This window comes from Flavobacterium sp. T50_26 (genome assembly GCF_057652995.1).
In genome coordinates, this window is sequence record NZ_JBYFCC010000007.1 from 1 (window position 1) to 13,618 (window position 13,618).

Consider the following 13,618-nt stretch of genomic DNA (forward strand, 5'->3'; position numbering starts at 1 on the left):
TTAGCCGATGCAGGCTATAGCAGTGGCGAAGCTTTAAAATACTTAAACGATAACAAAATCAATGCTTGGATGCCTAACTTTGGGCAATACGTTCCTGAGCGAGAGGGTTTTGTTCACAACAAAGCAGAAAACTATTATCAATGTACCAAAGTAGGAGGCAACCAAGCCAAACTACTCTTTAAAGGCGAGAAGACCGACAGCAAAGGTTACACCAAACGCACGTATCGCAGTAGCGAGAGCGATTGCAAAAAATGTCCCCTTCGAGAGCAATGTTGTGGAATGAAAACCAATTTTAAGAAAATAGACGACAGCATCCACAAAGAGCTTTATGACAAGATGCACCAAAAGCTGACTCAAAACCCCGAGTATGCCAAACGGATGGTCAAGGTGAGGAGTAAGACAGTAGAACCGGTTTTGGGAACACTCATCAACTTTCTCAACATGAAACGTGTCAATACACGAGGAATACAACAAGCCAACAAACATGTTTTGATGGCCGCTATGACGTATAACTTGAAGAAATACCTCAAGTTTATTGGCAAAAAACCAAAAAGCCAAGCCCAAGTTGTATCAATCAATCAAGGGAAGGTAAACACTTCTATAAAAGTCACTTTTTTGAAGTTAAAACGAACGTTTTTACGTCTACATTTTTTAAACAACAACATCTTTAATCCAAAAATAAACCTCGCTTAGAAAGCACTAAACGAGGTTGTTTTTTATGATTAGATTGAAAATTTAGTTTTTTGAAGGGGTTGTGCAACGGTTACCGCTGTTACCAGCTGTTTTTATTTTTCATTCTGTTTGTCAATAAATTTCACAACAATTTTGCTATTGGTCATTAGCAAGTAGCCGATTATAGTTTTAATAAAATGAAAAATTAACCAGGTTAAATTCGGATAATTTCTGATAAGTTCTTTCTGTTGAATAAACTGAAAAATTTCTCTGATTAGATTTGGAAAACTATCAATTAAAATAGTTCCGCCGATTAAAATTACAATAATTTTTAGAACTGTATTTTTAGAAACAGTTATGTCAATTCTATTTTCGGTAAAATGTCTTTCCAAACCAAGTTTTGAAATTAAGGAAGAAGTTTTGAACAAAAATAAGCAAGCAATCAAAATATACGCAAAGAGAGCAATTATTCCAAATACTAATTCTGGAATAAATGTATTCCAACCTTCGACAAATTGGCTTGTCATTAATGTCACAGCAATTTGAGGAAATATATAAAGGCAGTTAACTAGCAGCCACAATCCAATTACTTTAAGTATAATATTCCAAAAAGTTTTAATTTCCATAGTTGTTTTTAGGTTTTGTGAGCCAAAATAGCTGGTAACTTGTCTATACCCGCTACAAAGTAGCGACTATACACCCATAATCAGCTGTATACCCGCTACTTTATAGCGTAATTTATTCAAATATACAATTTATTTATATTCTTACAAATCGTCAATTGGACTTTTATCTGTTGAATACTTTTGGTACTAACGTGTGTATAAATTTCTGTTGTTTTACTACTGTTGTGTCCTGATAATTGTTGTATGAAATGTAAATCTGTATTTTTAAAATGAAATATTTTCCCGGCACTTCACCTGCATGAGGGATAGTAGCGGAAAGCCCGGAATGTAGCCGAAGCTTGCGGAGGCGAAATGAGGACTTGCAGCGAATAGCCCGACCCGTAGTTTACGGAGGGGCATGCCCAAATTTTAGAAAAAGGAAGTTTTAATTTTAAAATTTTATATAACCGCTCCTAAATCGATTGGAGCGTTTTCAAAATCCAATTGTTGTTGCACATAGGTTAGGGTGTTTGGGATATCATCGGCACACACAAAAATGAATTCGCCTGGTTTTGCACTATCAATGGCATATTGAATGGCTTCGGTTTCATCGGAAACGATGGTGACTTCTACGTTGAGGTTCACTTCTCGGATGCCTTCCATAAGTAAAGTAGTGAGTTGTTCTTTGGTTCGTCCGCGGTTGTTTCTGTCGTGTTTGAGAATTATTTTGTCAAACATTTGTCCGGCATATCGCCCGATGCTTCTAACGTCTTCATCACGACGGTCGCCCGTGGCAGAAACAACACCTGTTTTTTGGGTAGCCTGAACTTGATTCATATATTTCTCCAAATGCTCATATCCGCTGGTATTGTGGGCATAATCGACCATCAAAATAAAATCTTTGAACTTAAAATGATTCATTCTGCCCGGTGTCATTTCGGGAGAAGGAATGAACGATTGAAGTCCGACTGAAATATCTTCTAACGAAAAATTACTTATTGAAGCAGTCAACAAAGCCGGAAGAATATTTTTAATCATAAACTCGCACGTGCCTGAGAAGGTCAGTGGAACCTGTGAAACTTCTGCGATGGTGGTTTTCCATTCGCCTTTGCTAATGACAAAATGATTGTTTTCGATAAAAGCGGCTAATCCACCTTCGCGGCAATGGTTAATGATGCGTGGATTATTGGCATCCATACTAAACAAAGCAATATTGCAATCAAGGGTTCGTTTGATTCGGAAAACTAAATCATCATCGGCATTCAGAATCGCATAACCGTGATCAAACGTGCTTTGCGGAACAACGGCTTTTACTCTTGCGAGTTGATGAATGGTGTCAATGTCGTTTAAACCTAAATGATCGTCGGTGATATTGGTTACGATACTAATGTTACAATTATCAAACCCTAAACCAGAACGAAGAATTCCACCTCTGGCACATTCGAGTACAGCGAAATCTACTAATGGATCACGCAAAACTACTGCTGCACTGGCCGGGCCGCTGCAATCGCCTTTCAGAATTGGGTTTCCATCGATGTAAATTCCGTCGGTGGAAGTATAACCGGTATGGTGTCCTGCGGTTTGTGCCAAATGGGCGATTAATCGGGTAACGGTTGTTTTACCATTTGTACCTGTAACGGCAACGAGCGGAATACGCGATTCTGCATTATTTGGAAAAAGCATTTCTACTAAAGGTTCTGCCACATTTCTGGCCGTTCCTTCGGTAGGAGAAAGGTGCATTCTGAGGCCGGGACCGGCATTGACTTCAATAATTGCTCCGTTTTGGTTGGTGATGGGTTCTGCAACGTCTTCTGCCATAATATCAATGCCACAGATGTCTAAATTCATTAAACGTGCAATGCGTTCTGCCATAAAAACATTGGATGGATGCACTAAATCGGTTACGTCTTCGGCTGTTCCGCCGGAGCTGATGTTGGCTGTATCTTTTAAATATAAAATATCACCAAAGGATAGAACCGTATTTAACGTAAGGTTTTTTTCTGCTAAAATAGCTTCTGTTCCTGCGTCGATTTTTATTTTGGTTAGTTCTTTTTCGTGACCATCGCCTCTGCGTTCGTCTTTATTGATGGCATCAATTAGTTCTGAAATGGTGGAAAAACCATTGCCAACTACCATTGCCGGAGTTCGTTTGGCAACGGCAACGAGTTTGTAATTGATGACTAAAAAACGATAATCATTTCCTTTGATAAATTTTTCGACAATGATATTTCGGGAAACTTTTTTAGCTTCATAAAAACCATTGATGGCTTGTTCGATGGTGTTGATTCGGGTTGTAATTCCTCGTCCGTGATTGCCATTGACGGGTTTAGTCACGATGGGAAAACCGATTTTGTTGATAGCTTCTTCGAGTTCAGTAATGTCATAAACGAGTGTGCCTTTTGGAACCGGAATATAGTTTTTGGCTAATAAATTTCGTGTATCTTCTTTATCAGAAGCCATATTAACGGCGATACTGCTTGATGTAGAAGCAACTGAAGAACAGATAATTTTCTGATTGCAACCTTGTCCTAACATAATCAACGAATTGCTGTTGAGTCGGGTGTATGGAATGTTTCTGCGTTCGGCTTCTGCAACGATGGAGTAGGTGCTTGGACCGAATTTATCTCTGTTGTTGAGGCGTTTCAATTCTTGAATATCTTCGTCAACGGAATAGGGTTGTTATGGATTAGTTTTTCTACTAAATTAACGGCAGCTTTGGCGGCGTAGATTCCTGCTCTTTCGCTAGTATAGGAAAAAACAACGTGATAAATTCCGGATGTGTTGGTAGAACGTGTTCGTCCGTAGCCACATTCCATTCCGGCTAAGGTTTGCAGTTCGAGAGCGATATGTTCGATGACGTGACCTAACCAAGTGCCTTGTTTGACGCGTTCAAAGAAACCACCTTCTTCACCAATGGAACAGCGATGACTTTGCAAAGACGGTAAAACCCGTTTTAATGCATCGCCAAAGCCATCAATGATGTCGGTGGGTCGTTGTTCCCATTCGCCAATGTCAAGTTTCATAACAATTAGTTTTTTTCTGTATCCGGACCAGTAATTGGGTCCACGCATTACTTTGATGTTAAGAATTTCCATGGTTTTTTGCTGTTTATTTATGATTCAACGTGGTTAGGGCGTATAAGGAAGTTGACTGGTTGAAACTAGTAAATGACAGCGTTTGGTTGACGATGTAACTACCTAATTATTGTAGTGTAAAGGTCTGATGATATTGCAGAAAATTGTTATATAATTTTTGGGAAGGGTTATATAGTTTACATATAAGCGATATAATTTGTGTCATTTCGACGATAGGAGAAATCACATCACGTTTATCAAGTTACGCTAGTCAAATATTGGGTTATCTTCTTTATGTGATTTCTCCTTCGTCGAAATGACACATCGTGGGGATTAGTTTGATTAAACAATAGTTATCGGATAGGTGGTGATGGTTTTGTTTGAGTTCTGGTTATGCAAAAAACTACTTTTTTGGCGTTCCGAACTACTTTTTTGGGGTTCAGAAGTACTTTTATTACGTTGGGTAACCTATTAAAAGGGTTTCAAGACTACTTTTATTACGTTGGTAGACGTATTAAATGTGGTTCTGGACTGGTTTTAATACGTTGGTGGACGTATTAAAATAGGTTCGCAACGTATTAAAATAGGTTAGGGGACGTATTAAAAGGGGTTCGAGACGTATTATAATACGTTGGTGGACGTAATAAAAGGGGTTCGGAACGTATTAAAATACGGTAGGGGACGTATTAAAAGTAGTTCGGAACGTATTATAATACGTTGGTGGACGTAATAAAATACGTTAGGGGACGTGGTAGAATACGTTAAGAGACGTATTAAAATACGTTGGTGGACGTATTAATTGTGGTTGGAGACGTGATAAAAGTGGTTTGAGTGCAGTAAATTTCTTTGTAGCACTTCACTCGCGTGAAGGATTGAAGTGGAAAGCCCACAGAGAGGAGGCACGACGAACGAGGACTTGCAACGGAAAGCCTGACCCGGAGCTTGCGGAGGGGCACGCCCCATTAAAAATTAGTTTAAAAGTTTAAAGGTTTAAGGGTTTAAAAGTTATTGGTTTCAAGTTTCAAGTTTCAGGTTCTGGATTGGGAGTTGTTCAAAAGAAAATGTTCTCTAAACGAATCTTTTTCAATCCATTATAGCTAAGCTATCAAATCAATGAAAATCTGTTTCATCCGCGGCATCCGTGTTCCATTCAAAAGCAAAGCGATTTTAAGAGTTTCAAGTTTGAAATTTTTGTTTCAGGTTTCAAGTTTCAGGTTGGAAGCGTGCAGAAAATGGAGTAATTTTCTTGAATTTTCATTATTCGTTAGAAAATAATTAAAAAAATATCGATAAAAATGTTGTTATTTAAATTTTTATGTTAAATTTGAGTCCCCTTAAATCTATTATTAACCTAAATTGACTATTTATGGCTACTGTTTACGAATCCATCGAAAACGAGAAAATTTCTTCTCTCGTGTTCCCCAAGTCCGATGTTTTAAGTAGAAATGAAGCAATTCTTCAACGGCTCTCTGAGTTGAAAATGGCCTTAACATTCGGTAATCTTGATTATTTTAAAATTAAAATTTACTTTGAAGACAATCAGTCCAAGAAGGTTGTGGAAGCAAAAGTATGTGGTGTAACGAAAAACCGCGTGATTTTGACCCAAGGTATTGGTATTCCGATTAATAGAATTTATAGGACGTTTAAGTTTTATAATTAATAATCCTATTTATGATAGAAACTGCTACCACTTTCTTTGAGCCTATCGAGAAAGAGACGATTCAATTATTACATTTTCCGCAGGAAGATGTTTTGGAAGACAAACAATTAAAAAGAACCAGAATTGCCGGACTTTCACGAGCGTTGGCACTCGGCAATTTAGAACACATTAAGACTAAAATTTACTTTGAAGATGATTTGTCTAAACGTGTAGTAGATACTACCATTTGGGGAATTACAGACGATAAAGTGATTTTGAAACAAGGAACTATCATACCGATAAACAGAATCTATTATTCGCAATAGATCTCTAGTTAGTTTGTTAAGTTGAAACACCAACTGTGCCGGTTGGTGTTTTTTTTGTGGTTTTTTTGGCCACGAATTTCACGAATTAGCACGAATTTATATAGTCTGTTCGCTTCGCTCAGGTGGTGAATTAAGCTTAATACTTTTGAGGACATATTTTTTTGACACGAATTTCACGAATTAGCACGAATTGAATGATTAAAAATTCGTGCTAATTCGTGAAATTCGTGTCAAATTTTTTATTAATTAATCGTGTAAACATATTGGCAACGCACTTGCTTTTTGTCTTTGACGGCAGGATACCAAGGTTCGTCAAACTTTGTGAAGACTTTGATGGTTTGGGCTTTGTAATGAGCTGAGATAGAATTTAATACTTGGATGTCGGAAATGGTTCCGTCGATTTCTACTATAAAACTACACACAATTTTGGGAACTACCGGCTCTTTGATGTCTTGTTTTAAATTTCGTGCAATGAAACGTTGCATCGCGTTTTCGCCATACATTAATTTGGGTTTGATATCGACTTCGCTTTCTAAATAGACTTTTTCGCCTGAAACGGTGTGGTTTAATTTTTTGGCATACTCCGTATTGGTTTGTGCAAAGGAGGTGAGTGTAAATACTAATAGACAGATTAATGATTTCATAGGGATTATTTAAAGAATATAAAACTCAAATTTCGTGATAAAAGTATATAATTGCTGTGAATATTTTGATAAAAAAAACACCAATCCGTTTCCGAATTGGTGCTTTCCAATTAACTAATCAATATGAAAAAACTACTCTATTTAATCTTTTAAAGACTTTTATTTTAGCCACGAATTCACAAATTGTAATTGATACTATTTTAATTTTATTACTCTAATTTTGAATGCTATGCATTCAATTTAATCTGTGAAATATTGGAGATAAATTTTTAATTAACCTTTATTTTAGCCACTGATTCACAGATTATATTTCTAATTTTTTTTCAAATTTCAAAAGAAAATTTGTGAATTCGTGGCTAAATACTTGAATAATTTACTTACTTTACTAATTCACTTTGGTTTCTAAAAACCAATTCGTTATTGAAACTGTCGAGCAAAATGATGCTGTCGGTTTTTACGGTTCCGCTCAAAATTTCTTTTGATAATTTGTTTAATACTTCGCGTTGAATAACTCGTTTTACTGGTCTGGCTCCGAATTGTGGATCATAGCCTTTTTTGGCTAAATAATCAATTGCTTCAGGAGTGGCATCCATTGTGATGTTTTGCTGAGCTAACATTTTGGTGACACTTTTTAATTGCAAGCCAACAATTTCTCGAATGTTTGCATTGGATAATGGCGTGAACATTACGATTTCATCAATACGATTGATAAATTCGGGACGAACGGTTTGTTTTAGTAAACCTAGAACTTCCACTTTGGCGGCTTCGGTTGCGGCTTCTAATCCTCCAGTCAAATTTTCAAATTTCTCTTGAATAATATGACTTCCCATATTCGACGTCATAATGATAATGGTGTTTTTGAAATCGGCTACGCGACCTTTGTTATCGGTTAATCTTCCTTCATCCAACACTTGTAAAAGTATGTTGAAGGTGTCTGGATGAGCTTTTTCAATTTCGTCTAACAATACGACAGAATAGGGTTTGCGACGAACGGCTTCGGTCAACTGACCGCCTTCGTCATAACCCACATATCCGGGAGGAGCACCTACTAATCGGCTCACGGCGTGACGTTCTTGATATTCGCTCATATCGATTCGCGTCATTGCATTTTCGTCGTCAAATAAATATTCCGCCAATGCTTTCGCTAATTCGGTTTTACCGACACCGGTTGTTCCTAAGAAAAGAAATGTTCCGATGGGTTTTTTCAAATCCTGCAATCCGGCACGACTTCTGCGAACTGCATCGCTAATGGCTTCAATGGCTTCTTCCTGACCAACAACTCTGTGGTGCAATTCGTCTTCTAGTTTTAATAATTTATCGCGTTCGCCTTGTAGCATTTTAGTCACGGGAACACCTGTCCATTTGGCAACGACTTCGGCAATATCTTCACGAGTAACTTCTTCTTTAATCAATGAAGTTCCGGATTGATTTTCTTGTAATTGAATTTGCAATTTGTCCAAACGTTCTTGAGCTTCTTTGATTTTTCCGTACCGGATTTCGGCTACTTTTCCGTAATCGCCTTCGCGTTCGGCACGTTCGGCTTCTAACTTGAAGTTTTCAATTTCAATTTTGACGTTTTGGATGTTATCAACTACTTCTTTTTCCGATTTCCATTTGGCAAAAATCTCGTTGCGTTCTTCTTTTAAATTGGCTAATTCCAGTCCTAATATTTTCAGTTTGGCTTCGTCATTTTCGCGTTTGATGGCTTCAATTTCAATTTCCAATTGCATGATTTTTCGATCCAAAACATCTAATTCTTCCGGTTTTGAATTGATTTCCATACGCAATTTCGAAGCGGCTTCGTCCATTAAATCAATGGCTTTGTCCGGCAAAAATCGATTGGAAATATAGCGTTGCGATAATTCAACGGCAGCAATAATTGCTTCGTCTTTAATTCGCACTTTATGATGCGTTTCATACTTTTCTTTGATTCCACGTAAAATCGAAATGGCACTTTCAGTATCCGGTTCATCGACCATAATTTTTTGAAAACGTCTTTCGAGAGCTTTATCTTTTTCAAAATATTTTTGGTATTCGTCTAAAGTCGTTGCACCAATCGCACGCAATTCGCCACGAGCCAAAGCAGGTTTTAGAATATTGGCGGCATCCATCGCACCTTCGCCACCGCCTGCACCAACTAAGGTGTGAATTTCATCAATGAATAACACAATGTCGCCTTCGGCAGCAATGACTTCTTTGACAACGGATTTCAAGCGTTCTTCGAATTCACCTTTGTATTTTGCACCGGCGATTAACGAACCCATATCTAACGAAAAAACGATTTTGTCTTTCAGGTTTTCGGGAACGTCGCCATCTACAATTCGGTGGGCTAAACCTTCTGCAATGGCGGTTTTACCTACACCGGGTTCACCAACCAACATAGGGTTATTTTTGGTTCTTCGTGAGAGAATTTGCAACACTCTACGAATTTCTTCATCACGACCAATTACAGGATCGAGTTTACCGGTTTTGGCTAATTCGTTGAGGTTTTTTGCATATTTGTTTAATGCGTTATACGTTTCTTCGGCAGAAGCAGACGTTACTCGTTCGCCTTTTCGTAATTCTGAAATGGCGGCTTCTAAACCTTTTTCGGTTACACCTTGGTCTTTTAAAATTTGAGCCACTTTACTTTTCGATTTGAAAATGGCTAAGAGTAAATGTTCAATCGAAACATATTCATCATTCATTTTTTTAGCAATGATGGAAGCTTCGTTTAGCATTGTTCCCGCTTCACGGGAAAGCATAATTTCGCCACCCGAAACTTTTGGAAAACTTTGAATCGTACTATCTAAGATTTGGGAGAACAAGTTGACATTCACATTCATTTTTTTTAAAATAAACGGAGCAACGTTTTCATCTACTTCTAAAATTCCTTTAAAAATATGTTCGTTTTCCAGTTGTTGCTGACCAAAACCTTGTGCAATTTGCTGAGCTTGTTGCAAAGCTTCTTGCGATTTAATGGTTAAATTTTTTAAATTCATCTGTTGTGTTTTTATGTTTTTTGAGGCAATAAAATGCCTATTAATTCGGTATCTTTGTGGAGGTTTAGTCAACTACTATTCCAAAACAAAAACCAAGACAAAATGACTGATTTTTAAATGAAGTTTATTCAAAAGCAAGTCAAAATGTCTCAAAACACGTCAAAAATGAGTTTTTTCACTAATTTATTTGGGAATTCAGAAGAGGGAAATTCATCCAGAGTAGGATGGAGGATGTTAACTGATTTAGGTCAGATTAATGAACTTATCGAGTTATCGCATCAACAGCCGGTTTTGATTTTTAAACATAGTACGCGATGCAGCATCAGTCGTTTTGCGTTGAAAAACTTTGAAAACGAATATGATTTTTCAGAAGAAGATTTACAACCTTATTTTTTAGACTTATTAGAATACAGAAACATTTCAAACGAAATTGCCAATCAATTTGACGTAAAGCATCAATCGCCACAAATCCTTCTGATTAAAGACGGAAAATGTGTTTATAATGAATCACACGATGGGATTGATGTTGAGAGTTTGAAGAGGGTTTTGGGGTAGTTTTCAGTTGCGGTTACACACAAAGTTTATCCTCAATCTTGTCATTCCGACGCAGGAGGAATCTCATAAAAAGGGGATTTTTTTAAACTAATTTCTACCATAAATTATGAGATTCCTCCTGCGTCGGAATGACAAAAGGCTGGAAAATCGTCTTAATTAGAAAACAAGAAAACTTAACGTCTAATCCTATTCCTACTAATAATATCCTTCAACTTAGCTTTCAAATCCTCACCCGTATCATAAACCATTTGTTCGTTACTCGGAAACGGAACTGCTCTTCGTCCAAAATACGAAATAAATTGCTCATCAAAAGCTCGTCGATCACCACGAACGGTGGCATAAATATGTTCAAAAATAAACTCACTCGCCAACGGATACGCATTAATTAACTGATTGTTATTAAAATCAATATAATCCACTTTTGCCGTCACTTGACACGCTTTGAACTGCGTAAATTGATAGGCCGTTCCTTTCACGGTAATAAATTTATCCACTTTTATCGCGTTGCCTAAACTATCGCGAACAATATTTCCATTTGCATCCACCAAGTTTTTTACACCATCTTTAATCTGTTTTTCTTGAGTAACTTCTTTTTCGCGAATTTGCTCCGGCGAAATATTGATTTCTCTAAAATTCAAAATAATTCCGAAATCATAAACAATTCCCTGTTGCCTGTTGCTGTGATAAACCGTCCATTTATCGTTTAAACCATACGTACTAAAATCCAATAAATCATTTTGCAAACGAACCGGAATCATCACATTGGTTTCGTTTTTCGTGTAAACGTGCACAAAATCAGTTCCTTTAAAACGAGCTTCTTCCAACAAACTGTTCACGTCTTTAAAACCCGGATTAATTTGATTCAAATAAGTCAAATCATCAACAATAGCTCTGGCTTGCAGTTTGTTAGCAGTTTTTAATTCATTTTTTGAAGTTGTATATAAATAATTCGACAAGGCATTTTTGCTATTTACAATCTCGGTTGAATAATTCTCCATCGGAAAAATCGCATCCCTACCTTCATTAATTAATTTCAGCGGAAGCAAAGGACGAATCAACTCTTGTCTATTGTTTAAATTTATATATGTATTGAAAATTTTCTCCAAATTTGCCGGATTCGCATCTTGCGACCATGTTTCAATATTTCGCAAATCACGCTCTTTTGCTTTAGCGAATGCCTCTTCCAAAAGGTAAACATAATCTTGTTTTCCTTTAGCATTTTTATTGCCACGCAAGCCGCTCACTGCCGATTGAATCGCACCATCATAATCGCCCGAAGTCAATCTGTTAGTCGTTTGCTTTATACCACACGAAGCCAAAATAAGAAATACAAGCAAAAAAGTAATTTTTTTCATCTTTTGAAATTTTAGCAAATATATATTTTTTTTTGAAGCTAATCCGGCTTTCCGTTTCAAGCTTTTTTGTCTTGTTGTTTTTTTCTAAGGCAAAAAAAGAGCTTCCTTTGGTCGCTTTTTTTCGCCAAGAAAAAATACAACAATCCTGCAAAAGGCTTTTCACTTCAATCCGGGCTAGAAATCTGTGCTATCAAAGAAGTAAAAGGAGAAAATAGAGTATAGAAAATAGACAAAAGACGAAAGACAAAAGATGAAAGACAAAAGATGAAAGACAAAAGAAAGTAAGATATGATCCTGCATATCCATCTCGTCTCCCCCTCCTTCGGAGGGGGCCGGGGGGAGGAAAAAAAAACTCCGGTCAAAAACCGGAGCCAATTATTATTTTCTCACAAACGAAGGAAGCAACTTACTCGAAACCTCGCCAAACCCAATCCGAATCTGACTGTTTTTGCAGTAACCTTTCATTGTAACCGTATCATTATCATCAATAAATTTTCGTTCTGTTCCATTCGATAATTTGATTGGGTTTTTTCCACCCCAAGTCAATTCCAACATCGATCCATAACTTTCAGGAGTTGGTCCGGAAATTGTTCCCGATCCCATCATATCACCTGAATTTACTTTACAACCGTTTGAAGTATGATGAGCCAACTGCTGAGCCATTGACCAATACATATATTTAAAATTCGATTTGCTAATTAAGTTTGCTTCGCCATCTTTAGGTGTTAAATACACTTCTAAATTAATATCAAATGCTTTTTTCCCTTTTTGTTGTAAATAAGGAAGTGGGGCAGGTTCTTGTTGCGGACCTTTCGTTCTAAAAGGTTCCAACGCATCCATCGTTACAATCCAAGGCGAAATGGAAGAGGCAAAATTCTTAGCCAAAAACGGTCCAAGTGGCACATATTCCCATTTTTGCATATCTCTTGCACTCCAGTCATTCAACAAAACCATTCCGAAAATATAATCCTCTGCTTCAGAAACCGGAATATTTTCACCCATAATATTAGTATCGGTGGTAATAAACGCCATTTCCAATTCAAAATCAACTAAACGAGAAGGGCCAAAAACCGGCTGCGTATCGCCATTTGGCAACGTTTGTCCCATCGGTCGATGCACCGGAATTCCTGACGGAATAATCGTAGAACTTCTACCGTGATAGCCTACTGGAATATGTAACCAGTTTGGCAATAACGCATTTTCAGGATCACGAAACATCTTACCAACATTTGTAGCATGTTCTTTACTGGAATAAAAATCAGTATAATCACCAATTAAAACAGGCAATTGCATTTCAACTTCGTTAATATCAAAAATAATAATTTCTCGATGAGCTTTATTATCTCTTAATTTTGGATTTTCGCTATCAAACAAATCGCCAATTCGGTTTCTAACTAATCGCCACGTTTTCTTTCCATCAGAAATAAAATCATTCAACGTGTCTTGCATGAACATATCATCGGTCAATTCGATGCCTTCAAAATAGTTTAATTGCTGCATAGCTCCTAAATCAATGGCATAATTTCCAATTCGTGTTCCAATAGTTATAATATCATCTTTGGTTAAAAAAACGCCAAAAGGAATATTTTGAATAGGAAAATCGCTGTCATTTTGGACATCTATCCAAGATTTTCTGTTCGGGTTGTTTGCTGTTATAGGCATATTTGGGTGTTTATTAAATGTTGAAAAATTATCAATCAAATATATTATTAACTATTAATTTAACAAACGATTTTCGTAATTTTGAGCTCAATTTAACGAAATATT

At 36.9% G+C, this 13,618-nt stretch carries 11 protein-coding genes; 4 read left to right on the plus strand and 7 right to left on the minus strand.

Going from position 1 to position 13,618, the window contains the following annotated elements:
• On the plus strand, window positions 1-693 hold a 693-nt coding region (locus AC23MC_RS05455), incomplete at its 5' end, for a transposase (protein ID WP_487570632.1).
• A gap of 92 nt (window positions 694-785) precedes the next feature.
• Here AC23MC_RS05455 and AC23MC_RS05460 read toward each other — a convergent pair.
• The 3 genes from AC23MC_RS05460 to AC23MC_RS05470 all read right to left on the minus strand — a co-directional run bounded on the left by AC23MC_RS05460 (window position 786) and on the right by AC23MC_RS05470 (window position 4,300).
• Window positions 786-1,199, minus strand: coding sequence for a hypothetical protein (locus AC23MC_RS05460; RefSeq protein WP_487567401.1), 414 nt, complete (start codon window positions 1,197-1,199; stop codon window positions 786-788).
• A gap of 537 nt (window positions 1,200-1,736) precedes the next feature.
• Window positions 1,737-3,923 (minus strand): cyanophycin synthetase, encoded by a 2,187-nt coding sequence (cphA, locus tag AC23MC_RS05465; protein WP_487567402.1) that lies wholly within the window; start codon window positions 3,921-3,923, stop codon window positions 1,737-1,739.
• Window positions 3,920-4,300: a cyanophycin synthetase family protein gene (locus tag AC23MC_RS05470; RefSeq protein ID WP_487570633.1), complete on the minus strand. Its 381-nt coding sequence runs from the start codon at window positions 4,298-4,300 to the stop codon at window positions 3,920-3,922. The genes cphA and AC23MC_RS05470 overlap by 4 nt, the downstream gene beginning before the upstream one ends.
• 1,417 nt (window positions 4,301-5,717) lie before the next feature.
• Here AC23MC_RS05470 and AC23MC_RS05475 point away from each other — a divergent pair.
• Window positions 5,718-6,011 carry a hypothetical protein gene (locus AC23MC_RS05475; RefSeq protein WP_291093979.1) on the plus strand — a complete coding sequence of 98 codons (294 nt, stop codon included), beginning with the start codon at window positions 5,718-5,720 and terminating at the stop codon, window positions 6,009-6,011.
• An 11-nt stretch (window positions 6,012-6,022) separates the two neighbouring features.
• Window positions 6,023-6,316 carry a hypothetical protein gene (locus AC23MC_RS05480; RefSeq protein ID WP_487567404.1) on the plus strand — a complete coding sequence of 98 codons (294 nt, stop codon included), beginning with the start codon at window positions 6,023-6,025 and terminating at the stop codon, window positions 6,314-6,316.
• Between the two features lie 242 nt (window positions 6,317-6,558).
• On the opposite strand, the gene AC23MC_RS05485 is transcribed toward AC23MC_RS05480, so the two are convergent.
• Window positions 6,559-6,960, minus strand: coding sequence for an energy transducer TonB (locus AC23MC_RS05485; RefSeq protein WP_487567405.1), 402 nt, complete (start codon window positions 6,958-6,960; stop codon window positions 6,559-6,561).
• 377 nt (window positions 6,961-7,337) lie between these two features.
• Window positions 7,338-9,941 carry an ATP-dependent chaperone ClpB gene (clpB, locus tag AC23MC_RS05490; protein ID WP_487567406.1) on the minus strand — a complete coding sequence of 868 codons (2,604 nt, stop codon included), beginning with the start codon at window positions 9,939-9,941 and terminating at the stop codon, window positions 7,338-7,340.
• A 165-nt stretch (window positions 9,942-10,106) separates the two neighbouring features.
• Here clpB and ytxJ point away from each other — a divergent pair, with 165 nt between their 5' ends.
• Window positions 10,107-10,496, plus strand: a complete 390-nt coding sequence (gene ytxJ, locus AC23MC_RS05495) for a bacillithiol system redox-active protein YtxJ (protein WP_487567407.1) — start codon at window positions 10,107-10,109, stop codon at window positions 10,494-10,496.
• A gap of 173 nt (window positions 10,497-10,669) precedes the next feature.
• Here ytxJ and AC23MC_RS05500 read toward each other — a convergent pair whose 3' ends face one another.
• Both AC23MC_RS05500 and fahA read right to left on the minus strand, forming a co-directional pair.
• Entirely contained in the window at window positions 10,670-11,851 is a 1,182-nt protein-coding gene (locus tag AC23MC_RS05500) for a hypothetical protein (protein ID WP_487567408.1), read from the minus strand.
• 378 nt (window positions 11,852-12,229) lie between these two features.
• Window positions 12,230-13,513, minus strand: a complete 1,284-nt coding sequence (fahA, locus tag AC23MC_RS05505; RefSeq protein WP_487567409.1) for a fumarylacetoacetase — start codon at window positions 13,511-13,513, stop codon at window positions 12,230-12,232.
• Between the last annotated feature and the right edge of the window lie 105 nt (window positions 13,514-13,618).